This is a genomic window from Enterococcus florum (assembly GCF_004309355.1).
GTDB lineage: Bacteria > Bacillota > Bacilli > Lactobacillales > Enterococcaceae > Enterococcus_A > Enterococcus_A florum.
On sequence record NZ_BJCC01000032.1, the window covers coordinates 38,053 to 61,656 of the forward strand.

The window sequence follows — 23,604 nt, forward strand, 5'->3', positions numbered from 1 at the left end:
AGGGTGAAAGGAGAAGCAAATGAAGCGATTCAAAAAGATGATCATCGGAATGTTGTCAGTAGGCCTGTTAGCAGGATGTTCAGGAGGGGGCGCGGCCACAGATTCCACCGATGCCGCTTCCGAGAATAAATCAGAGGAAGTCACTGTTTATTTCACACGTCACGGGAAAACAATGCTGAACACTACCGGCAGATCACAAGGATGGAGTGATGCCCCATTGACGCCGGCAGGAATCGAGGTAGCAGAGAATGTCGGTACCGGTATCGGCGACAGTATCAAATTTGACAAGGTCTATACAAGTGATAGTGGACGAGCAATCGAAACAGCGGAGATACTCTTAGATAAAGCGGGGCAAAAAGTAGAAATAAACAAGGATAAACGCTTGCGGGAGTTCAACTTTGGAACGTTTGAATCGACACTAGGGGCAGAATCAGTAGAAGCGATTGCCAAGCGAAAAGATTTGACGGCTGATGAATATACTGAAAAGGCAGCTAAAGAAGGTGGCGGCTATAATGGCTTTATCAAAGAAATCTCAAATGATCTAGCTGAAATTGACAAGGAAAATGTCAAAGAAAACGAGAATTGGCCAGCAGAGGATTACGATACTGTAGCGAAGCGATCGAAAGCAGCATTGGATGATATCGTCAAAGAGGCAAATGAAGACGGCGATCAATCAATCTTAGTCGTCTCTCACGGAATGACCTTAGTAACACTGTTGAATGAGTTAGATCCAAGTGTTGCTAGTGAGATCCCAATGTCTGGTTTAGAAAATGCAAGTATTTCAAAAGCGATCTACAAAGATGGCAAGTGGAAAGTCGAAACAGTCAATGATATGAGTTACGCTGAAAAGGGCGTAAAAGAATAGTGGACTGGATAGATCATTAGAAAGATTTCGTACGCGAAGTCCAGCCATCAACGAAATGCATAGAATGAAAAGGGAAGGTGAGTAATCAGCTTTCCCTTTTTTAGCTGTGCAAAAAGCACAATAAAAGCTGTCGATCCCTTCATATCACAGGATTGGCAGCTTTAGTTGATTATTTTTTTGTCTTTTGTTTTCGTTGATCACCGATCCAGTTAAAGTAATAAGAAATAATCTCTGAAAATAGAAACATTTCAAACCGGACATCCAATTGGTGTAGGGATCCGTCTTCTCTTAAAAAGGTTGAAGCGGCTGGTAAAATAAAGGATTTGGAGACCTTTTTCACTAGTTCAGCATCTTTGTTCATGGTGATTAAAATGGTTTTGGCTCCAGCAGCATTGGCTGCATTGATCAAGTCACTGTATAGCTCCAAAGCTGTAACCGAATAAATAATGTAGACCCATTCCTTTTTCACAGTCTGACTTAAATAATGCATTTTTGTTTCTGTTGTGATTGCTTCATAAAAAAAGCCTTGTGAGTAAAGAGAATAGACCAGCTGTTGAGCAGCCAGGCCAGTGTTGTCAAAGCCGATACATTTAACATCCTGGGAATCATGCATCCATTCTACAAACTCGATAATATCCTTTTCCATATCTAATTCCTTCAGCTTCGAAAATGAGCGTTCATAAGTATTGATGACCTCATGGAATAAGGAAGATTTATGGACAGGTTTTTCTTGGTTTTTGTCATTGACAAATGAATCCAATGCCAGCTTGAACTCTGGATATCCGCTGTAGCCGATTTTTTTGATCGCTCGCAAAATAGTAGGGGAGCTCACATCAAAACGATCAGCCATATCATGGATCGACAGCCCAACGTATTGTGCAGGATCAGCCATTATTTGTTCAAAAATCTTTTTATCTGTTTTAAACATCTTGGTATAATGAATTGTGATTGCTTCTTCGATATTGTGCATCCTCTCAACATCCTTTCCCTGTTCTTCTACCCTTATCCTACCAAAAAACGTAATAAATTTCAAACGATCATTCGACTTAGAAATATATTACAAAACCCTTGACTTGGCAAAGAGAAAACGATATCATGTATGTAACATATTACACTTGAACATTATCCTAAGTAACAAATTACTAAAAGAGTCGTATCAGCTTCCTGTTTCCTATCACCAAACAATTTGCTGCTGCGGCTAAATGATAAAAAGGAATTGAAAAGCATGCTAAATTTAAATCCATTATTAACAGATAATGTGGTATTACAAGCAGAAAAGAATCATTTAATTAATGGCATAACAGACCCTCATCTTCAAGTCTCTCTTACGATCGGTGAAATAGTTTTAAGTGAGACAAGTGATTCGAAAGGGGCCTTTATCTTTACTGTACCCCCTCAACCTTATGGAATGATTGATCGTATGCGTATTGAAACAAAAAATGATGCCAAGGAAGTAATTGTTCAATATGGCGATGTTTTTCTCTTTGCGGGCCAATCAAATATGGAATACACAATGGCTTTAGAAGTTCATTATTCAGAGGAACTGACTCAAGTCAAGCAAGACAACATATTCTTCCATGTTGTTCCAAAGCCTGAATTCGAACTAGAACTCGAGAAAGAATCTTTTGGAACTTGGGAACAGCTGGGCTCAGATAATTTAGGCACTTTATCAGCCGTTGCCTATTATGCCATGAAAGAACATCGTAAAAGCTATCCAGATCGGATTATTGGCATCGTTGTTTGCAGTAAAGGCGGAACCAGTGCCAGCTGCTGGGTGAGTGAAGCAGACTTATCAGAAGATGCCGTGCTGAATGAGCAGATTTTAGCTCCGTTTGTTGAGACAACTAAAGGAAAAGAGAAACAGTCTTTTGATACAGAATTTGCTACCTATTTGGCGACGTATCAGGCATACATAAAAAAACGTGCTAAGTGGGTCAAAGATCATCCTGAACTGACACTAGGACAGATCAAAGAACAGATCGGACATTCACCCTGGCCGCCGCCTGCAAATCCGTATCTCTTCAATCGACCAGGCGGGCTTTATCAGAAAATGTTCAAACGAATCACACCTTTTACTTTTTCATCAGTGATTTGGTATCAAGGAGAAGAGGATACAATGATTGGCTCAGTGTATGGACATTTATTGAAGCGGCTAATCCTGCGTTGGCGTAAGGAGCTAATGGAGCAAATCCCATTTTATCTCGTTCAATTACCAATATGTAAAGACAAACCGCAGCATGATTGGGCCAGTGTTCGACAAGCGCAAGCACAGGCTGTTCAAAAGTATAAAGATATTTTCCTAATCACCAGCTTGGATTGTGGAGAAGTAGAGGATATCCATCCAACAGAAAAAGCTATTCTCGGGCAACGCATCGGTGAGATCTTAGACAAGGTATATTATGCCAGCGCGCCTGTCGCAAGAGTATCCAGTTGGCACGACACAACGCTTGTGATCACAGTCGATCAGGCAGCTTCTTTGAAATTGCTGGAAGTGTCTGCAATCCAATCAGATGGAACAATCGAAAAGATAGCAGTAGAAGGAAGTCAATTGATTATCGAGGGAAACGTTCATAACATCAGCTATGCTTGGGAGAATGCTCCTGTCGTTGCCCTTTTTAATGAAGTCGGCTACCCTGTCTGCCCCTTCAACTTTGAAAGGTGCTGACCTAAAATTATTTCAAAACAATTACGTAACGAGGAGAAAGAAGATGTTGAACTTCAGAAGTAAAGAAAAGGAGATTTTCTCTCCAGTCGATGGTGAGCTACTTCGATCTGTTCTAAGACCGTGATTCTTGTATCGGATTTTTTCCATGTCACAAAGAAATAGCCGTCATTGTGTAAGCAATTCAGCAGGTTGTAATCAAAGTAACCATGATCAACGTCATAGGTAACTTCTGCTTAGTTCAGTAGACACTCAAAATGGTTTAGATCATGTTCTTCAGTGTTGGTGAGCGTAAAACGCTCTGGTTACTGATTTTCTTTATCCAGAAAACAGAGATTCAAATAAAGCTCGATGCCTGCTTTTGTTTTCCGAAACGTCGCCAAGGAAATCGAGCTTTTTTCAGTGGAATCGTGGTCGAATCAACGAGTTGTAGTCTAATTACTTTTGAACTCGGTTGTTGCTCAGACACTTTCCTAACCAACTAAGTAAAGAGTTCTATCAGAGCTTCTTCCCTGATTTTAGCAGTTTTGCGAGAAAGTTTACTGTTGCCCGATGAATCAATTCCGATTTCTTCACAGAGACAACGCTTCACAAAGGCATGCTCCATTTCACGAAAGTTTGGCAATTCTCCATAAACGGTGAGTAACAGGACTTTTAGTTAGGAATCAAATTGTTTAAGCAAATTTTGAGCTGCTTTAGATAATTCTTCCACATTTATTGCGAAAATTCTTTTCTGAAAAGATGTTTTAGAGCTACATTCATACATACTTGGTTCCTTTTTATTGGTTTTGGATAAGTCATCCAAGATTAGTATAAAGGCCTTTTTTTGTGGTTCACAAAAACAAAATTTCACCAATTTTTTTGTTTTTAGAGACCATATCAATATTTTTGAAATCATGCAAAAATATATGCATGGAGGCGATCAATAGTGAAAAAAGCAAATACGACAAAATTTATGTATGACATTGGGGCATTAGCAATCGTTCGAACGGAAAGCTTCAATCGGGCGTCCGAAATCGCAGAAGGGTGTATTGCAGGCGGAATCCCTGTGATGGAAATGAGTTTCACCTTAAACAACGCCGGAGAAATCATTCAGCAGTTAAAAGAAAAGCATGGTGTTTCATTGTGTGTGGGAGCAGGGACGGTACTTGATTCCGAAACTGCACGGCATGCCGTTTTAAAAGGGGCAGATTTTATTATTTCTCCGAATTTTGATTTGGGTGTTGCTCAAGTTTGTAACCGTTATCAAATTCCGTATGCGCCGGGATGTACTAGTTTTACTGAAGCGGTCGAAGCTTTAAGTGCTGGTGCAGCATTTATCAAAGCTTTTCCAATTTCTGATTTTTATGGCAATCAATTGGTAAAAGTTCTTAAAACGCCTGTGCCAGATATGCCGATCTTAGCTAGTGGTGGCATTACTTTAGACAACTTGGACGAATGGCTTAAAAATGGCGTAGATGTATGCGGATTTGGCTCCTTATTGACCAAAGGTACGGCAAAAGAAATTGAGCACAATGCAAAGAAAATTGCAGAAATTATTAAAAATTACAGATAGAAAGAGGGAAAAAGAATGATTGCATTAACACGGGTAGATTTTCGATTGATTCATGGACAGGTGATTACACGCTGGCTAAAGCAATGTGATATCAACGAAATCGTAACGGTGGATACGGAATTGAGCAAGGATGCATTTATGCAAGATGTATTCAAAATGGCTGCACCAAAGGGAGTGAAGATCAGCGTCGTCTCTTCGGAACAGGCAGTTACAGTACAAGAAAAAGGAGGGTTGGATAAAAATCGAGTGTTGCTGCTGTTCAAAAGTGTCAAAGAATTATGTGCCACTGTAGAAAAAGGACTGAAGCTAGAAGAAGTCCAAATTGGCGGTTTAGGTGGAGGGCCTGGTAGAAAAGCAGTCAATAATGCGATTACGCTGGATCGAACAGATGCGGACCAATTGCTGGATTTAGAGAAAAAAGGAATCAAAGTTTATTTTCAAACAACACCAGATTACCCTTCTGAAACATTAAAGAATGCGGTAGCAAAACTATAAAAATGAAAAGGAGATTGTTATGGTTATTCAATCAGCGTTAGTGGGACTTATTTATTGGATCGCAATGGGAAGGGCGCAGTATTTCTTCTCCTTTGCTTTTCGTAAGCCGGTTGTTTTAGGCGTATTTATCGGATTAGTTTTTGGAGATGTTCAACAAGGTTTGTTGTATGGGGCAACAATTCAATTGATTTATATGGGCGGGATCGAAGCTGGAGGGAATATTCCAAGTGACCAAGCATTGGCGGCCTGTATTGCGATTCCGGCAGCTTTATTAAGCAATTTAGATGCGAATGCTGCTGTAGCGTTAGCTGTTCCTTTTGGTGTTTTAGGAGTCTTGATTAATAATGTTCGCCGTACATTCAACTCTTTCTACAATACGCGGGCTGACAAATTAATTGAAGAAGGCAAATATGATCAACTGTCCTTGTATTCATTTCTGATTCCGTGGCTTACTAATGGCGTTTTATATTTCACCCCGGTATTTATCTCTACTCTTTTTGGTGCGAATGTCGTCAAAGCCTTTATCAATGTGATTCCTGATTGGCTGATGAATGGGTTATCCAATGCCGGTGCGATGCTTCCCGCTTTGGGCTTCGCCTTAACACTAGTCGTTATGGGTAAAAAGCAATACTTGCCATTCTTTGTTTTAGGCTTTTTCGCCTACTCAGTAATGGGCTTCTCCATGCTGACAGGTGCCGTTTTCGCAGTTTGTATAGCGATGATTAGTTCTTTATTTAAACAAACTTCTGACGAGGGGGATTACGCATGAGTGAAGTAAGTACAGTTTCAGATAAGAAAGTTACTCGCATGGACCTATTCAAAGCTTGGTGGAAATGGACCTTAGCGGTGGAAGTTCCTGTAAGTTTTGACCGAATGCAAGCTTTGGCCTTCAGTTATTCATTGAATAAAATTTTGCAAAAGATCTATAAGGACGATCCAGAAGAGCTGCAAGAGTCAATGAAGCGTCATGTCCAAATGTTCAATACCAACTGTGATTGGGGTAGTGTCATTCACGGTATCATTATTTCACTTGAAGAACAACGCTCGATGGGAAATGAAGAGATCACTCCTGAGATGATGGAATCACTGAAAATCGGGTTGATGGGTCCTTTAGCTGGGATCGGCGACAGTGTTGACCAGGGGATCGTTGCGACAATTCCTTTAGCGATCTTTGTTCCGATGGCATTAGAAGGTTCTGTTTTAGCGGCCTTTATCCCTGGGATAATCTACCTTGCATGGTCTTATAGCTGGTCATGGTTTTTGTTTAACAAAGGCTATTCATTAGGAAAGAATTCAGTTATGACGATCTTGCAATCAGGAGCGATCAAGAAGGTTATCGATATCGCAAGTATTGTTGGACTGTTTATGATCGGTTGCTTATCGGCAGCGTATGTCAAATTTGAGACGATCTTAGAATTTGTCAGCAATACTGAAAAAGTTTCAGTACAGGAAATATTGAATGGAATGTTGCCAAACCTTTTACCATTTTGTCTAGTTATGGCGATGTATTTCTACATCATTAAGAAAGGTCCGAAGTATCTTAATATCATCCTCGTCACAATGGCAATAGCCATTTTACTGACATTCTTAGGAATTATTTAAAGGGGGGAGTTGGATGAAAGTATTAATAACACCACGAGGCTTTGCCGCTTACGGGTTGGACTACGTGGAAAAAATGAAAAAAGCCGGACTAGAAATTCATTACAATGATACAGGCTTGGCCTATTCACCAGAGAAATTCGCTGAACTAGCAAAAGACGCCGATGCAATCATTGTAGGTGTTGACAAAATGGATAGAGCGCTAATCGATCAATGTCCGAAATTAAAAGTCATATGCAAATTTGGTGTCGGAACAGACAATATCGATGTTGCTTATGCTGAAAGCAAAAAGATCTATGTGGGCAGAACGATTGGATCGAACTCGAATGCGGTAGCTGAGCATGTGATGAGTTTTATCTATTGTGAGTCGAAGAATCTTTGGCCAACGATTCGTGAGGTAAAAAATCATAGATGGGAAAAACCGACAGGCTTTGAAGTTCGGGAAAAAGTATTAGGGATCATTGGTTTTGGAGCAATTGGAAAACACTTAGCAAAACAAGCAGTAGGCGTAGGCATGACTGTCCAGATAAATGATGTATTCGATATTTCAACCGAAGTATTAGACGAGTACCAAGTTGAAAAGGTCGAACTGGGACATTTATTGGAAAGTTCAGATTATATTTCGCTACACCTACCGTTAATCAATGATACCAAAAATTTGATCTCAACAAAAGAATTTAAAAAAATGAAAACTAACGCATGTTTGTTGAATGCTGCTAGAGGCGGCATCGTAGACGAACAAGCCTTGTATCAAGCGTTGAAAACGGGAGAGATCAGAAGTGCTTGCTTTGATGTATTCAGTACTGAGCCGCCAGCGGAAGACGAGCCGCTGCTGGAATTGGACAACTTCTTATTGACCTCTCATACCGCAGCACGAACAGTGGAATCAGAAAAACGAACCTGCGAGTATTCATCAAGCATTATTATGGAACAACTGCAAGGTTTAACTCAGAGTTGAAAAGAGGAAATGAAATGGCGAAATTAAACATCATTGTGGCAACTCATGGACAGTTTGGTGAAGAGCTGGTGAAATCCGCAGAAATGATCATTGGTCCGACCGAAAACGTCTATAATTTATCGCTGCTTCCAGAAAAATCTTTTGAGGATTTTTATAAAGAAGCAAGAGCGATTTTTGAAGAAATTGAAGGCCCGACCATTGCTTTGGTCGATCTATTTGGTGGAACGCCTTCTAACGTTTTGACGGCACTGACGAAACAATATGATCACAAAGTATTAAGCGGTGTGAATCTGCCTATACTAATTGATTTGTACATGAAAGGTATGACAGCAGAAAACATCGATCTGGAGCGAATCGTGCAAGAGAGTTTTAAAGTCTTTAACGAAAGCATGATTTTGACCAATGAACGATTAGAAGTTTAGAAAGCAGGTGAAATAAACGTGTTTGAAGGAATCATTACCCCGATTGTGACCCCTATTAGAAGGGATACGGCAGAAAGTTTAAATTTAGCAGCAATGGAACAACTAGTCGATCATTTGATTGGAAAAGGTGTTTCAGGTATATTCCCATTGGGTAGCAATGGAGAGTTCCATGTTTTAGATAATCAAGAAAAAATGGATTTTACTAAAGCGGTTATTCATCATGTTAACGGACGCGTCCCGGTCTATGTGGGTACTGGGGCATGTTCAACCAAAGAAACGATTCAATTATCGAAACAAGCAGAGGCTCTCGGAGCAGATGCTTTATCCGTGATTACCCCTTATTTTCTACGACCAACTGATGAGGAATTGATTCAGCATTATACCCAAGTTGCGGAAAGTGTGAAGATCCCTATCATTTTATACAACATTCCTAAAGCTACAGGAGTAAATATATCCAGTGATGTATTGAAAGCCTTGAGCAAGGTTGAGAATATTTCTGGGATCAAAGACAGCAGCGGTGATTTAGCTAATCTTGAAAATTATATTAAAACGGTTGAAGGTACAAAGATCAAAGTATTGGTTGGTTCAGATTCTAAAATTTTAGCTGGATACCAAATGGGAGCAACGGGTGCCATCGCTGGAACGAGCAATTTAATTACTGACACGCTAGTCGGCTTGGATCAAGCTTACCATGCAGGAAACTTGGAAGAAGCACAAAAACTGCAAGCAGATATCGAAGAATTACGGAAAGTATTGCCGTTTGGAACCGTGCCATCAATCTTGAAACGAGCAGTAGAAATCGCTGGTATCGCCGAAGTTGGTCCTGCTAGAAAACCAGTTCAAGAACCAAGTGTAGAAGTAGAAGATAAAATTAAAAAGATGCTTTCTTATTATCATTTATAAACAAAGATGAGTAGTCAAACGGTTTTTCGGGTGATGGATGCAGCTAAAGATTTATGTGGTATATTTAGATCAAAATAGAATTTTTGGTGATCAAAATGAAACTAGGGAAAATTTTTAAAGAGTTCATTCATGTAGTTCAAGAAAACCCCGACTATATCATTGGGTTGCTGAACGAAAAAGGTAGGATAGTATCTTGCAGTTTGGAAGAAAAAATTAATGAGACCGTTGCGATTGAAAGCAAAGATTCGAATCATCGAATATACAAAATTGTTGTGTCTAATGATCAATATGGTTATTTATGGATTAGCGGACCTAATCAAGCGATTGACGTTGTTGGAAAGCTTCTTTTTGACTCTTTGAAGACTCGGATTCAATATGAATTGAATCAAAAATCTGCGAAAGAGATTCTTTCAGTAGATGATAAGCTGATCAAGGAGTTTTTGAATGAAGAACGGTCTAATTATCGGTATATAGATGAGTTGATGGCGAAAATCAAATTTGATCGGTCACTTCCTCGAATACCGATCTATATTATTAATGAAGAAAAATTTGATAAGGAAGAAATTACGGGTTTGAAATATAAAATCAACGATAAGAATACCATCTATTCTTTGTTGACTCCTAATAATTTGCTGATCTACAAATCGCTGCTTAAACAGAATGAAACGAGTACAACTGAATATGTGAACGAATTTATTCAAGAAATGATCGAATGGGGGCTTTCAGATTGTTATTACACTGTTGGATCGATCCAAGTCGATATTGATTTGTATAGTTTTAGCTACCTGAACTGCCTCTGGCTACGAGAGAATGTTTCGTTAACGAAGGATGAACCGGTCTATTTTGAAGATCATTTGTTTGCTTATTTCACAACGAGTGCTTCAAGAAAGCTGACTTCTAATGTTTTTGATTATTACAAAAGAAAAACGGATCAATTGGACGTGGATGAGCTTATTCAAGTCGTTGATGAGCTTTATGCAAATGATTTCAGTGTCAAAAAAACCTCCGAAAGGCTATTTCTGCACAAAAATACGTTGCTTTACAAAATAAAGCGTTATGAGGAACTGTTAAGTTTAGACATTCGGGGAAGCTTTCAAGGGAAAATGATGATTTATTGTTTGGCGAATTTCCTAAAAAGCCAAAGTAGAAAGCAAGTGGGTGAAAAGTAAATGAGTGTGAAAATCAAATTAGTTCGTGTAGATAATCGGTTGCTGCATGCCACAGTAGCTTTGAATTGGAACAGCTTCGTAAATGCGAATTTCATTGCAGTAGTTGATCCTACTCATATTAATGATCCTTTTCTTGCAAAAGTTCTACAACTTAGTTTTCCGAAAAAGAATGGCGTGGGTATTTTTTCAGTTGATCAGCTGATTGAATTTCTCCAAAAGGATCGAGAAGAAATTTGCAAACTCATGATCATTTTTAAAGATCTGGAAGTACTGAAGGAGGCAATTGATAAAGGCTTTGAAACTGCAGAAGTTCAGTTGCCTTATCCTGCCAGCAGAGTAATGATCAAGCAGTTGGACGCATACTACAGTGCTGAAGAAATCAAAGCGATTCGTTATATTCAGAAAAAAGGAACAAAATTTTTCTTGCAAACTGCACCTTACGACTCAAAAGACTACTCTATCTTTAAACAAACGAAGAAAGATGGTTGATTATGATTGAAAAATTTGAACAAACTATAAAAAACGAGATTAACGATTTTTTTGATACAATGGATTATCAAGCTTTAAATGAAGCAGAATCATTGGTATTAGCTTCAGAAGGCGAAGGTGGTCGAGTTCATGTCACAGGAATCGGCAAGCCCTCCTATGTTTCCGGGTATATTGCTTCATTGCTTTCTTCTACAGGAACTCCTGCTTACTTTTTAGATGGAACAGAGGCTGTTCATGGATCTAGTGGGCAGGTTAAACCAGGAGATGTTGTGATTGCTATTTCTAATAGTGGTGAAACAGCAGAATTGTTATACACGATTCGCACATTGAAAGCCAACGGGGCAAAAATCATCGGTGTTTCTAGAAGCCGCGACTCTTCTTTGAGTCAGTTATCAGATGTGTGTTTGTGCACTTGCACCAATGAAGAAGGCGATGATTTGAACAAACCACCGCGTGCTTCGATCATCAAACAAACATTATTGTTGCAGACCTTATCGATTCTTTTGCAAAAAGAGCGAAACTTAAATCCCGAAGATTATGTCGTTTGGCATCCAGGTGGCGCAATTGGTGAATCTCTGGGCGCATAAAAATAGAACATCTGGCGAGATTCGTCGGGTGTTCTTTTTAAGATAGGAGAAACAATAAATGATTAAAGCAATCGTATTTGACTTGGATGATACCCTATATTGTCAACAAGCTCCTTTTGATGAAGCGATCAAGATCCTTTTCCCACAATTGTTAAATGAGAACTTAGATGAACTTTTTATACTATTTCGCTCACTAAGCGAACAACTTTATGAACAAACAGAAAAGATTACCGAAGAGACTATCAGAAAAATGAACCATGTTCGTTTGTCAAAATCATTGAAAGCAAAGTATGATTTTCAAGTGACTGAATCAATGACTGAAAACTTTGAAGCTGAATATGAGCGACAGCTGCGTCAAATCCGTTTATCCTTACCGCTTGTCTGCGCATTGCAGGAACTTGCAAAGAGCTATAAGTTAGGAATCATTACTAACGGCTATACACAGCGTCAAGAAGTGAAACTTGAAGCACTTAAAATCAGAAAGATCATCCCAGAGGAAAATATATTGATTTCAGAAAAATTCGGGGTAGCAAAACCAGATCGGCGAATTTTTGATCAAATGGCCAAACGTTTAGCATGTGACTCAAGTGAGTTGATTTACATTGGAGATAATTATAGAAATGACGTGCTCGGAGCAAAGGAAGCGGGATGGAAAGCTTGGTGGTTGAATCATAAACAGCAATTGATACCCGATGAAAAAATATCAATTGCTGATAAGGAATTGATCTCTTTTATCGAATTGGAACGAGAGCTCATTAATTTATAGTATTATATAGAAGCACTAGCGTTGCACAAATATAGTCAGAATAATCTGAAAACTATTTCTTGCTAAAAATTTCCAATCAAATGCTTGATGTAACGCTATCCAACCATAAAAAAGTCCTTTATACTACTCTTGGATGACTTATCCAAGACCAATAAAAAGGACTCAAGCATGGATAAGTATAACGCAAAAACATCTTTTCAGAAATGGTTTTCCGCAATTAAGTTTGAAGAATTATCTGAAAAAGCCAAGAATTGGATTTTTCAGTTTGATTCTTACAGTAAAAAATTAGATTTCACTACCACAATCAAAATTCTGTTACACGCCGTTTATGAAGAACTGCCCAGCTATCGTGAAATTGATCGTGCATTTATGGATCGCAGACTCTGTGAAGAAATCGGGATTGATTCATTGTGCTACAGTTCGTTATCGCGTAAAACTGCCGAAATCAGTCAAGATGTCTTAATAGAAATTTTTACACAATTGGCTCGGAAAGTGTCCGAGCAACGGCCAAGTTCAAAAACGAACAGCCTTCAACTCGTTGATTCAACCACGATTCCACTGAATAGAACGCGATTTCCATAGGCAACGTTTCGGAAAACAAAAGCAGGCATCAAACTTCATTTGAACCTCTGTTATCTGGATAAAGACAATCAGTATCCAGAAAGTTTTACGATCACCAATGCCGAAGAACATGACCGGAATCATTTCGAGTGTTTGGTGGACAAAACGGAAGCAACCTATGTGGTGGATCGCGGTTATTTTGATTATCAACTGCTGGATCGTTTGCACTATGACGGCTATTTCTTTGTGACACGAACAAAATCCAATACAACAATCACCGTCTTAGAACAAATTGAACTCACCAAGCGAAAGACAACAGATGGTGAAATCATCAGTGACCAGCACGTGATTTTAGGCGGTGGGAACAATCATGTTACCGAACAGTTTCGTTTAGTAACGGTTCTGACGAAAGGGCAGCGCCTCTTGCGCATTGTAACCAATCGCTTTGATGTTTCGCTGATATGTATCAGGCACGCTGGCAGATTGAGCTGTTCTTTAAGCATTTAAAACAGAATTTGACGATCAAGCAGCTTTACTCGCGAAGCGAACAGGGCGCGATCAATCAAGTGATTCTTACACTGATTGCGACGCTATTAACCTATCCCATCAAGATCGAACTGAATTCGGCAGCGACACTCTTTCAGTTGAAGCGCTCCTTTCATTACCTGCGTTTTGAATCTGCGGAAATCTGGTTGGAACGGCACAAACCCGGCTGATTTTAAATAAAAGGATTATCGTCACTGTTAGGATTCAGTTGAATACGCACCAAAATTCTGGAAAAAAGTCATCCTCTGCGTAAGCATTAGACTTTTTGGAAATTTTTAGCAAGAAATAGTTTTCAGATTATTCTGACTATATTTGTGCAACGCTAGTGACAAAATAGTAAAATCAAACGTATCCCAGTTTCTACTATTGAAAAGGTTTTAAACATTTCTTGTGAAGATTATTAAATGAGACGAGTTTCAAACGTATACAAATACGAAGTGAGAGGTACCTGGTTTTATTCTGTAACTTTGGAGCGGACCGATTTGGAAAACGAGTGCAGCGATCTAAAAAAGGTTTTTCAACCCAAAGAGAAGCAAAGCGCAATTATGAAGAGTCTGATGGTGTATATTTAAAGGGAATAAAATTTAAAGAGTATTTTGAAAAATATTTCTTCCCGTGGTACAAATTAGGGACTGTTGAAAAAACATACTACAAAACCGAAAAAGCACTTAAACGGGCGCTAGACTATTTCGGGAAAATGCAATTTGAAAATATTCGACCAATTCATATTCAAGAGTTCCAGCAATATTTGGCAACAGAGTGTCTCATTAAAAATAAAGATGGGTCGACAAGAAAGCTTTCGAACAACTATATCAGGCAAATTTTCATTAAATTGAGAGTTGTTTTCCAACGAGCAAAAGTAAACGTTTTATGAGGTTCTTGTTTGTAACTGGTATGAGAAGTGAAGAATTATTTGCTCTTCAATGGAATGATGTCAATTTTGAAAAAATAACCTGTACGATCAATAAGTCTCTATACATCCGAACTAGAACGGATTATGATTTTTTTTATACTAAGAAACGATCAGGCATCCGTACTTTAGCGCTTGATCCAAAGACTATTCAAGTTTTGAAAAATTGGAAAGAAGAACAGAAAGAAATCGGAGAAATTGATTTCATTTTCTCTTATGATGAATTACCACCATCACCGAAAACTTTTCGAACAAGAATTCAGAAGCTAGCTGAGCAAGCGGATGTTAAGCCAATCACCTTATATGGCTTAAGGCATTCTCATGTCGCTTTCTTAATCGAGCACAATAAGAATATTATGCTGTATCAAAAAGGCTTGGACACTCATCAGTAAAAACTACTTTGGATAAATCTGGACATCTTTATCCAGATACGAATCAACAACTGGCTGACGAGTTTTCGCGGTTCGATATTTAAGCAAAATTCTGCTGTCAAATCGCTGTTTTTCCTTCTCTTTATTTAAAAAGTATTGATATACCAAGCTTTATTCATTATCGAATTCAAAGAAAATGGACGAAAATGACCCGAAGAAATAGTATTTTATAGTATCAAAAGCCTACTAAATCAGCTTTTCCTTTCGTTTTTTAAGGAAAATCGGTTTAAAGTGGTTTTATTCTGTTTTTCTGCTGTCGATTACAGTGACTTGATAACAAAAATAGATAATTCACTCGAGAATAATCTGAGCATAGTATGTGATAAAAACATCTCTAAAGGAGGTGTTTTTTCAATTTTTTCAATTTTTTCATTTCTAAAATGAATAATAAGGAAAAAAGGAGAGAGAGTCTATAAAATTTTTCGATTCCTACTATAAAAGAGAAGAGGGCCATCTTTTTTTGACTTTTCAGCAACTCTTATGCTTGAGAGTACAAATATACTTGTGAGGGGAAATTACAGATGAGCGTTGTGTTCCATGTCGATGAATTAGCCAAACTTAGTGAGGCTCGCCATAATATTCAAAACCTATTAACTACCGATAAAAATGCCACAACCGCATTAGCAGTCAATAGGGAGGCGATTCAATGCTACTTGCTGCCAACCGCTTGAATTTATGATGGAGTGCTTAACAGTCAGCTACCTTGCTTGCAGAAAAGTCATGAATGCTCATCGTTAAAAAAGAAAACTTAGAAAAAAGTCGAAGTAGTACCTAGTGTTGTGATGGCTCTGATTTGTGTCCAGCAGGAAGGCTATATCTATATCAAGCCCTAACGAATTGCCAGACTAGCCAAACAGTTCGGCGATTTTACTTCGTTCTATTTTTAGAAACAGCTTCCTTTTTTCTCCGTCTAAAGATACAAAATGGCTAGGAAAAATAGAGGAATGGCTATGAAAAGGTAATTCTAAGGAACAGAGAAACTGTTTATTCATCCTGATAGGTAGTTAGAGGATAATAAATGTTGGCCAAGGCTTGCTACACAAAGTATTATCTGCTAGTTTAACAACACAAAAATAGCTGTGCTCAAACAGCGTAGCTAACGGTTTTCATCCCATTTTTTAGACTCAAGATATTGCTTTCTAAAGCCACCTGTGAGCTTTCATTTTCAACCTCTAAAAGTTCGATGTAACGAAACGTTTCTTCGAGTACAAGTTGATTTTGCATGGTCTTTAATATCCGCAGATGTTCAGCCAGCCATGTTTTTCACAGGATCATCATCTCTTGAAGAGTCTGTCATAAATATTTTTTTAACTGATTCCCGGCTTATTAACAATCGGACACGTGATAATTATTCCCTTTTTGATGCCCAATGCGATATTTTTACATATACACTAGTTAGCTATCTTGTTCACCATCTGTAAGTCATAAACCTCAAATCAGTAAAGAATTAACCGATTAATTTTAGTGTCATAAAAGGATACATACATTTGATTGAGTTACTTAGGCTTTGTTAATAACACTTTCTTGGGAATGCTAGGTTTCGTTTATGGGCTTTAACTAGACGCACGTATCGTTTCATTTTCTTGAGACTTAGGCAAGGAAGGTAACATATATTTTTGATGATAAATTACAGTAAAAGAAGAGCATAGACAAGTGTAACGTTGATCCCTTTTTTAGGCTTTTCGTAGAGAAAGCTAAAAAATAGTCGATGAAACTGTTTCTTTTTAAAGAGCCGAACTAGAAAGTGATATTTTTCTCTCATATTTGAAAGGGTATTTATATTTTCATTCGTATGTTAGTATCAAAAGTATAAGTATTAATGAACGTAGAAGGTGGTGGGCTGTGAATGAGTGAGATCATCAGCTATTTAGATACTCAAAGTACTATTCAACTAATGACGAAAGCTTGTCTTGTTCAAAAGAATCTTAGGACGACTGATTTACTATATTTAATGAAGGGAAAAGCTGAGCTGAAAATTGATGAAGTGGATTATGAAATGCGAGCTGATGATATCGTAATCATAAATAAGTCTGAAAGCTATCAGCTTGTAACCAGTGATGAGAACAGTCTGCTGTTTTATTTTTCAATCTCTGATTTCTTGTTGTCACAGGCACTTGAAACTGGAGTAATCAGCTTTAATTGTAATTCAATTAAGGAGCCGGGAAAAAATTACCAATCCACCCGTGAGCTGATTATTGAGATCGTTGATTTATTATTATTTGAAAATGAACGAACTAACTTTTTACAGATTAGTAAGGTCTATCGTTTAATGAACGAACTCAGTAGTTTGTTTATCGAGTATAGTTCATTGGGAATTCATCAGGATAAACGGATTCAGCAGATTACTCGATTCATTAAAGAACGTTATTATGACAATATCACCTCAGCAGAGCTGGCTGAGCAGGTACATATGGATACCGCTTATTTTTCGAAGTTTTTTAAAAAGAATCTGGGGACGAATTTCAAAGATTATTTAAGTCATATTCGAATGCAGTACGCGGTGAGAGATTTGTTAGAAACCGATAAATCGATTACTCGCATTGCTATCGATAATGGTTTCTTTAGTGTGAATGGCTTTAATAAGAAGTTTAAGGATCAGTTTCAACTGACACCCTCCCAATATCGAAGTCAAAACGAGCCTCAAAAAGCGACACTGGTAGCGGAGTCGGACCAGAAGGTGAAGCATGCGTTTAGTAATTTTAAGGAAAAGCAATTAAAGGAAGACACCGCGAAAAAGTCTTACTTGAATCTGGATATCGAAGGTCTGGAACCAACGCCGATCAAGGAAACTTGGAGCAAAATATTGAATATTGGGGAAGCCGAGATTGTTTTGAGTAGTAATCTTCGACACCATTTGTTGATTTTGCAGCGAGACCTGTGCTTTGAATATGGCAGAGTCTGGGGAGTTTTTACTAAAAGTTTTCTTGGAGACTCGTTGAATATCTATGAGAAGGTTGATGAAGTGTTGGATTCCCTGTTGGAACTTGGGCTTACTCCTTGGCTGAGTCTTAACAAGTTGATTGGTACCTTTAAAGAAAGCAATTATCCAGATGCAGAGTGGGAGGAAGCATCGAAAAAGTTTTGTCGTCATATCTTAAACCGCTATGGACGCAAAGAAGTTGAAACTTGGGTGATCGAGATTGTTGCCAGTGATCCTGAAGACAAGAATTTAGTTGATCGGTATCGACAGTTCTATCAGATAACTTCTAAAATATTCCGAGGGCTGGTACCGAAGATAACAATTGGCGGCGGGAGTTTTGTTTTGTCAAATAAGCTTGATTTGGCAGATTTTCTGCATAATGATTTAGCAGATTGCTCGTTTGACTTTTATTCCTTTGTCCTGTTTCCTTACTCTAATCGAATGGTGCGGGAGAAACGTAATTATCAGAGAATCACTGAACCTGATTTTCTATTGAGCAAAGTGAAGAAGATCAAGGAAGTACCTTCATCTAAGCCGGTTTTTATTAGTGAATGGAGTAACACCGTTTCCCGCAGCAATCTTTTGAATGACCATTTGTATAAGGGTGCGTTTATTGTTAAAAGTATTATCGATATTTTCGATCAGGTAGAGGGCCTAGGCTATTGGTTAGGTACCGATCTTGCCCAAAAAACCTCGAAATCATCTTCCTTATTAAGCGGCGGAAATGGATTACTTACCAGAAGTGGTCTGTTTAAGCCTGCAATGCATGCGATGAAACTGTTTGATCAGTTGAAGGGCTTGAGATTTCTTTACAAAGATGAGGAGAGGTTGGTTTGCACACTGGATGGCGAAGAGCTGTTTGTTCTGGGGCATCATTATATTCATCCAAACAGTCTGTATTTCTTAAAGGACGAGGCACACCTTAAAAAGACCGAGCTGACTAATTTCTTTGAAACCGAAGAGGTCGAAGAAGAGCTACTATTCTCAAATATTCCAAATGGTAATTATGAGCTGCGGATTTTTTCCTGCTTGGATAATCATGGGGATTTGTTTGGACTCTGGCAGAAATTCAATTTCAACAAACACCTCCGTTCTTCGGATCTCGATTATTTGGATAAGAAAAATACCCACTTACTAACATTAGAGGAAGTCAACGTAACGAAAAATCGTTTAGTTGTAAAGAAACATCTGACAAGCAACGAGTTTTATTCAATCAATATAAAGAGAAGACAATAATTCAAAAAGACAAAAATGATCTGATTATTTTTGTCTTTTTTTTGTCTTCAAAAGAAAAAGGCAAAAAATAGCTAATAAGAAAAACAAAAATCTGAATTCTTCATTTCGGTAAGCGCTTTATACTTCAAATATAGAAAAGGAGCAGATGTTAGTCCGCTTTTCTCAGAAACACAGAACAGGAAGCCCAAGATAAGTTTTAGCAACGGGAAAAAAATAAGTGCAGTATAACGGAATGATATGGGTAGTGAGGATCAAACTCATTTTTCGAATTTCGAAAAATGAATACATTAATACGAAATAGGATGTCAGTTCCGCTTTTCCCAGAAACACAGAGCAGGAAGCCCAAGATAAGTTTTAGCAACGAGAAAAAGATAGGTGCAGTATAGCGGAATGATATACGAAGTGAGGATCAAACTCATTTTTCGAATTTCGAAAAGTGAATACATTAATACGAAATAGGATGTCAGTTCCGCTTTTCCCAGAAACACAGAGCAGGAAGCCCAAGATAAGTTTTAGTAACCGGGAAAAGATAGGTGCACTATAGCGGAATGATATGGGTAGTGAGAATCAAACTCATTTTTCGAATTTCGAAAAATGAATACATTAATACGAAATAGGAGTTGAAAAGCATGAAATTAGGAATTGTGAGTGCCATTTTTGATCAAAGTGATTATCAGGAGATGATCGATATCGTCGCGAGCAACGGTCTCGACTGTGTAGAGGTTGCTTGTTGGCCTAAGGAGAAAGCGACAAGAAGATATGCTGGGGTTTCCCATATTGATGTTGTCAATTTAACCGAAGAAAAGGCGAAAGAGATTGTAGACTATGCTGCAAATAAAAAAGTCGAGATTTCGGCACTAGCTTACTACCCGAATCCGCTAGATGAGGATCTGCAAAAACGCCAAATAGCGATCGATCATCTGTATCGTTTAATTGACGCTGCCAAGCTGATGAAGATCAATCTAGTTACGACTTTTATTGGACGGATGCAGAGGAAATCTGTATCGGATAATTTAGCCGAGATGGAAAAGGTTTGGAAGCCGATTCTAAACTATGCTGAAGAAGCAGGAGTAAGGATTGGAATTGAAAACTGTCCGATGCTCTTTACTGAAGATGAATGGCCAGGTGGTCAGAATTTAATGACGACACCAGCGATTTGGCGAGAGATCTTTTCTCGTTTAGACAGTGATGCGCTTGGTTTGAATTACGATCCTTCACATTTTGTCTGGCAGCAGATCGATTATCTAGCACCGCTTTATGAATTTAAGGACAAAATTTTCCACGTTCACTATAAAGATATCAAGCTTTATCCAGAAAAATTGAAGGATGTAGGAGTCATGGCCGCACCTCTAGCTTACATGAGTCCGAAGCTTCCAGGGTTAGGCGATGTTGATTGGGGGAAATATGTTTCCGCGCTGACGGACATCGGCTTTGAGGGTTATAGCTGTATTGAGGTTGAAGATAAAGCTTTCGAAAAGAATTACGAAGATGTCAAAAAATCTGTGACATTGAGTACTAAGTACCTGCGGAATTTTGTGAGTTAGAAAGATGGAGGGGAAAACATGTTTGCGATGAGAATGAAACTAAATGGAGAGATCATCAAACAAGGCTCCTTTAAAAATATCTATATTAATGGAAGAAAAAATGGATTTTCATTTGATGTTCAGTTGGCTTATTACCGTGGTCACTATTTATCAGATATTGATTTGATTGAAGTTTATGTTGATGGAGAAAAAATACCAGATGAAGCGGTGACCTTCGAAATAAATGACAAAGAGCTGCCACTCTACAAATTGAAATATGCAGTGACTGAATTTTGGAGTCAAGTTGATCTAGCGAAGATTCGTGTTCTTACGCCAAATGGAATATCTGGCGAGCATGAGGTCGAGCTGAAATTAATGTTGCGGATTCCTTACATGCAAATTGGTCCTGAACACAACTTTATGCCGCTGGATTCAGGTGAGAAAGTCAGTGTTTCGTTAGGAGGAGAGTGAGATGAGCACAGTGAAATTAGGCGCGACATTATTTTGTTACGGAACAGAGTATGCCAGATATGAATACGATTTTGAGGAGTGCGTCAAACAGGCGGCTTTAGCTGGCGCGACCGGATACGAGATTGTCGGCACACAAATGCTGCCGAGTTATCCGAATGTCAGCGATGATTTTTTGGGATTGGTTCAACGACTTAAGGCGAAATATGGGATTGGTCCAGTTGGTTATGGTGCCAATAATGATAAAGGCATGATGCATGATCGTAATCTAAACGACGATGAAATGCTGGCAGATGCGCTCATTGATTTGAAAGCCGCTCATAAGCTGGGGTGTAAAGTGATGCGTTCGCAGTATATGTTGTCGCCAGAGGCCTTTGAACGATTAGCACCTTATGCAGAACTTTACGATATTCGAGTGGGTATCGAGATTCATAACCCAGAATCACCGCTGTCTCCATTAATGAGACGATACCTAGAGGTGATCAAGAAAACAAAATCGAAACATCTAGGTTTTATACCAGATTTTGGGTGTTTTGCGATTGCTCCGAATAAGGCTCATTGGATTAAGGCTTTAGAAGCTGGGGTAGCCGAGGAACATTTGCAAATGGCGGCGGATATGCGCTATCAAGGGATTCCATTGGAAGAAGCTAGAGAGAAATTGTTGGAAAACGGCGCGCATCCAGCAATTAATGCCGCATTACAAGGGATGTATGGTTTTGTCCAGTTCAAACCAAAGAGCGAATTACCGAGAATGCTGGAAGAATTGAAAGAAATCCTGCCGTATAGCTTTGAGCTGCATGGAAAGTTTCATTATTTAGGGGAAGATTTGGTTGAACCAAGTATTCCTTATCCAGAGATTCTTGAAGTCGTAAAAGCCTCTGATTTTGACGGCTATTTAATTTGCGAATATGAGGACGAGTTGTACTGTGGCGGAGCTGAATTCACCAAGCGTCAGCTTTCAATGGCAAAAAGTTTGTTGGAAGTGGCGGAATGATCACGAAGCAAACGATTAGACAGTTTTATGAAGAATTCTTCAATCAACGAAATCTTTCCGTTGCAGACGATTTGATCGCTGAAGACTATTGTCAACATAATCCAGGTGTGGAGCAAGGCAGAGTGGGATTGATCAAAGCGTTTAAAACAAAATTTGATTCGGATGAATACTTTTATTTAGAAGTTGATCGGATCGTACTGGACGAAGAATATGCGGCAGTCTTTTTAAGAAGTGTTAATGAGCAGAAAGAAACAAAAGCCCACGTAGTTGATTTGTATCGAATTTCCGACAATCAATTCGTTGAGCATTGGGATTATTTTGATAGGATGTCAGTCTAACTTTTTAGTTGTTCTATTGAGAAGAATCTAATAAAAGCTTCTAATAAAGTCAAACAAGTAAGAACTAGTTAGATGATAGACGGTATGAAAATGAGTAAGGAGGAAATGAAAATGGCAAAGAAATTGAATTTTGGCATTATCGGTTTCGGTTTCATGGGTCAGACCCATGCAGAAACGATTAAAAATTTAGACTACGCCGAATTGAAAGCGGTTTGTGATACGAATGAAGCACAATTTGATCATGCTTCAACTGGAGTCAAAACCTATGTGTCTGCAGATGACTTACTGGCAGATGAAACAATCGATACGGTGATCATTGCGGTACCGAATTTGCTTCATTTAGAAATGGTCGTCAAAGCGGCGAAAGCCAAGAAAGATATTATTTGTGAAAAGCCGCTGGCGATGAGCTCTGAGGAAGTTAAGGAAATGATGGCTGTGACGAAGGCAGAAAACGTTCGTTTCACCGTTCATCATCAACGTCGCTGGGATCATGACTATCGTGTAGCGAAGGAAGTCTATGATCAAGGGCTAGTAGGGAACATTTATACGATAAAAAGTTCTCTTTACGGCTTTAACGGAAATATGCATGATTGGCATATTTATCCTGAACTGGGGGGTGGGATGCTTTATGACTGGGGAGTTCACTTGATCGACCAGATGCTATGGATGATTTCTACGAAGCTGAAAACTGTTTACGCGGATGTTCGCAATGTTATCAATGAAAATGTCGATGATTATTTTAACATTCAACTCTATTTTGAAAATGGCGTGAATGCTCAGATTGAATTAGGAACCTATTTTTTGAACAGCTCTGAAAATTGGTTTGAACGTCATTGGTTTGTCGGCGGTGACAAAGGCAGCGCTAAAATTGACGGCTTTAATCCAAAAGGTGAGATCACTCGGACTTCAGAATTACTAGGGAATGTTCCTGGGAAAATCACCATGACCCATGCTGGACCAACTAGAAGCTTTGGGCCAGCGCCAGAAGGAAGAATCTTAACAGAAGAGTTGCCAGAGGTCAAAGTTTCGCATCGCATGTTTTTTGATAATTACTATGGTCACATTACAGGAAAAGAAGAGCTGACGATCCAGCCAGACCAAATCCTGCACTTGATGCAGGTAGTAGAGGCTATTCGAATCTCTGCGAAGTACCATCAGAGCATTCATTTTGAATAAACGTTACGAATAGAAAAGAGAGGAAGACAAT

At 38.7% G+C, this 23,604-nt stretch carries 24 protein-coding genes and 1 pseudogene; 24 read left to right on the forward strand and 1 reads right to left on the reverse strand.

Annotated elements, in window-relative coordinates:
- Positions 1-19 precede the first annotated feature (19 nt).
- A complete protein-coding gene (locus tag NRIC_RS16635) occupies positions 20-865 on the forward strand; it encodes a histidine phosphatase family protein (protein WP_146623841.1) in 846 nt (281 codons plus the stop codon).
- Between the two features lie 169 nt (positions 866-1,034).
- Here the strand turns inward: NRIC_RS16635 and NRIC_RS16640 are convergent, their stop codons facing one another.
- Complete coding sequence (locus NRIC_RS16640) at positions 1,035-1,835, reverse strand: MurR/RpiR family transcriptional regulator (protein ID WP_146623842.1); 801 nt, start codon at positions 1,833-1,835, stop codon at positions 1,035-1,037.
- A 255-nt stretch (positions 1,836-2,090) separates the two neighbouring features.
- On the opposite strand from NRIC_RS16640, the gene NRIC_RS16645 reads away from it, so the two are divergent.
- From NRIC_RS16645 to NRIC_RS16745, 23 genes and pseudogenes are all read left to right on the forward strand, one after another.
- Entirely contained in the window at positions 2,091-3,530 is a 1,440-nt protein-coding gene (locus NRIC_RS16645; RefSeq protein ID WP_146623843.1) for a sialate O-acetylesterase, read from the forward strand.
- A gap of 925 nt (positions 3,531-4,455) precedes the next feature.
- The gene (locus tag NRIC_RS16650; protein ID WP_146623844.1) at positions 4,456-5,082 is read left to right on the forward strand and encodes a beta/alpha barrel domain-containing protein; all 627 of its coding nucleotides are present in this window, start codon (positions 4,456-4,458) and stop codon (positions 5,080-5,082) included.
- Positions 5,083-5,097: 15 nt separating this feature from the next.
- Entirely contained in the window at positions 5,098-5,577 is a 480-nt protein-coding gene (locus NRIC_RS16655) for a PTS sugar transporter subunit IIB (protein WP_146623845.1), read from the forward strand.
- Positions 5,578-5,596: 19 nt separating this feature from the next.
- On the forward strand, positions 5,597-6,346 hold the full coding sequence (locus tag NRIC_RS16660) for a PTS mannose/fructose/sorbose/N-acetylgalactosamine transporter subunit IIC (protein WP_146623846.1): 750 nt from the start codon (positions 5,597-5,599) through the stop codon (positions 6,344-6,346).
- Positions 6,343-7,179, forward strand: coding sequence for a PTS system mannose/fructose/sorbose family transporter subunit IID (locus tag NRIC_RS16665; protein ID WP_146623847.1), 837 nt, complete (start codon positions 6,343-6,345; stop codon positions 7,177-7,179). The genes NRIC_RS16660 and NRIC_RS16665 overlap by 4 nt, the downstream gene beginning before the upstream one ends.
- 13 nt (positions 7,180-7,192) lie before the next feature.
- On the forward strand, positions 7,193-8,134 hold the full coding sequence (locus tag NRIC_RS16670) for a phosphoglycerate dehydrogenase (RefSeq protein ID WP_146623848.1): 942 nt from the start codon (positions 7,193-7,195) through the stop codon (positions 8,132-8,134).
- A 14-nt stretch (positions 8,135-8,148) separates the two neighbouring features.
- Entirely contained in the window at positions 8,149-8,556 is a 408-nt protein-coding gene (locus tag NRIC_RS16675) for a PTS sugar transporter subunit IIA (protein WP_146623849.1), read from the forward strand.
- Positions 8,557-8,574: 18 nt separating this feature from the next.
- The gene (gene dapA / locus NRIC_RS16680) at positions 8,575-9,459 is read left to right on the forward strand and encodes a 4-hydroxy-tetrahydrodipicolinate synthase (protein ID WP_146623850.1); all 885 of its coding nucleotides are present in this window, start codon (positions 8,575-8,577) and stop codon (positions 9,457-9,459) included.
- A 95-nt stretch (positions 9,460-9,554) separates the two neighbouring features.
- Positions 9,555-10,628 carry a PucR family transcriptional regulator gene (locus NRIC_RS16685; RefSeq protein WP_146623851.1) on the forward strand — a complete coding sequence of 358 codons (1,074 nt, stop codon included), beginning with the start codon at positions 9,555-9,557 and terminating at the stop codon, positions 10,626-10,628.
- Entirely contained in the window at positions 10,629-11,117 is a 489-nt protein-coding gene (locus NRIC_RS16690) for a PTS sugar transporter subunit IIB (RefSeq protein ID WP_146623852.1), read from the forward strand.
- 2 nt (positions 11,118-11,119) lie between these two features.
- Positions 11,120-11,704 (forward strand): SIS domain-containing protein, encoded by a 585-nt coding sequence (locus NRIC_RS16695; protein WP_146623853.1) that lies wholly within the window; start codon positions 11,120-11,122, stop codon positions 11,702-11,704.
- A gap of 58 nt (positions 11,705-11,762) precedes the next feature.
- Complete coding sequence (locus NRIC_RS16700) at positions 11,763-12,470, forward strand: HAD family hydrolase (protein WP_146623854.1); 708 nt, start codon at positions 11,763-11,765, stop codon at positions 12,468-12,470.
- Positions 12,471-12,638: 168 nt separating this feature from the next.
- On the forward strand, positions 12,639-13,052 hold the full coding sequence (locus NRIC_RS19625; RefSeq protein WP_227873837.1) for a hypothetical protein: 414 nt from the start codon (positions 12,639-12,641) through the stop codon (positions 13,050-13,052).
- Between the two features lie 39 nt (positions 13,053-13,091).
- Complete coding sequence (locus NRIC_RS19630) at positions 13,092-13,538, forward strand: transposase (RefSeq protein WP_265416119.1); 447 nt, start codon at positions 13,092-13,094, stop codon at positions 13,536-13,538.
- Positions 13,493-13,747, forward strand: coding sequence for a transposase (locus NRIC_RS19635; protein WP_227873838.1), 255 nt, complete (start codon positions 13,493-13,495; stop codon positions 13,745-13,747). The genes NRIC_RS19630 and NRIC_RS19635 overlap by 46 nt, the downstream gene beginning before the upstream one ends.
- Positions 13,748-13,981: 234 nt before the next feature.
- Positions 13,982-14,962, forward strand: a pseudogene (locus tag NRIC_RS16710) (site-specific integrase).
- Between the two features lie 477 nt (positions 14,963-15,439).
- Entirely contained in the window at positions 15,440-15,589 is a 150-nt protein-coding gene (locus tag NRIC_RS19350) for a hypothetical protein (protein ID WP_175580138.1), read from the forward strand.
- A 1,175-nt stretch (positions 15,590-16,764) separates the two neighbouring features.
- On the forward strand, positions 16,765-19,074 hold the full coding sequence (locus tag NRIC_RS16720) for a GH39 family glycosyl hydrolase (RefSeq protein WP_146623855.1): 2,310 nt from the start codon (positions 16,765-16,767) through the stop codon (positions 19,072-19,074).
- Positions 19,075-19,703: 629 nt separating this feature from the next.
- Entirely contained in the window at positions 19,704-20,618 is a 915-nt protein-coding gene (locus NRIC_RS16725) for a sugar phosphate isomerase/epimerase family protein (protein WP_146623856.1), read from the forward strand.
- An 18-nt stretch (positions 20,619-20,636) separates the two neighbouring features.
- The gene (locus NRIC_RS16730; protein WP_146623857.1) at positions 20,637-21,068 is read left to right on the forward strand and encodes a C-glycoside deglycosidase beta subunit domain-containing protein; all 432 of its coding nucleotides are present in this window, start codon (positions 20,637-20,639) and stop codon (positions 21,066-21,068) included.
- A gap of 1 nt (position 21,069) precedes the next feature.
- Positions 21,070-22,059 (forward strand): sugar phosphate isomerase/epimerase family protein, encoded by a 990-nt coding sequence (locus tag NRIC_RS16735; RefSeq protein WP_146623858.1) that lies wholly within the window; start codon positions 21,070-21,072, stop codon positions 22,057-22,059.
- Positions 22,056-22,397, forward strand: coding sequence for a nuclear transport factor 2 family protein (locus NRIC_RS16740; RefSeq protein WP_146623859.1), 342 nt, complete (start codon positions 22,056-22,058; stop codon positions 22,395-22,397). Before NRIC_RS16735 ends, NRIC_RS16740 begins: the two co-directional genes overlap by 4 nt.
- A gap of 111 nt (positions 22,398-22,508) precedes the next feature.
- Entirely contained in the window at positions 22,509-23,573 is a 1,065-nt protein-coding gene (locus tag NRIC_RS16745; RefSeq protein WP_146623860.1) for a Gfo/Idh/MocA family protein, read from the forward strand.
- Positions 23,574-23,604 lie beyond the last annotated feature (31 nt).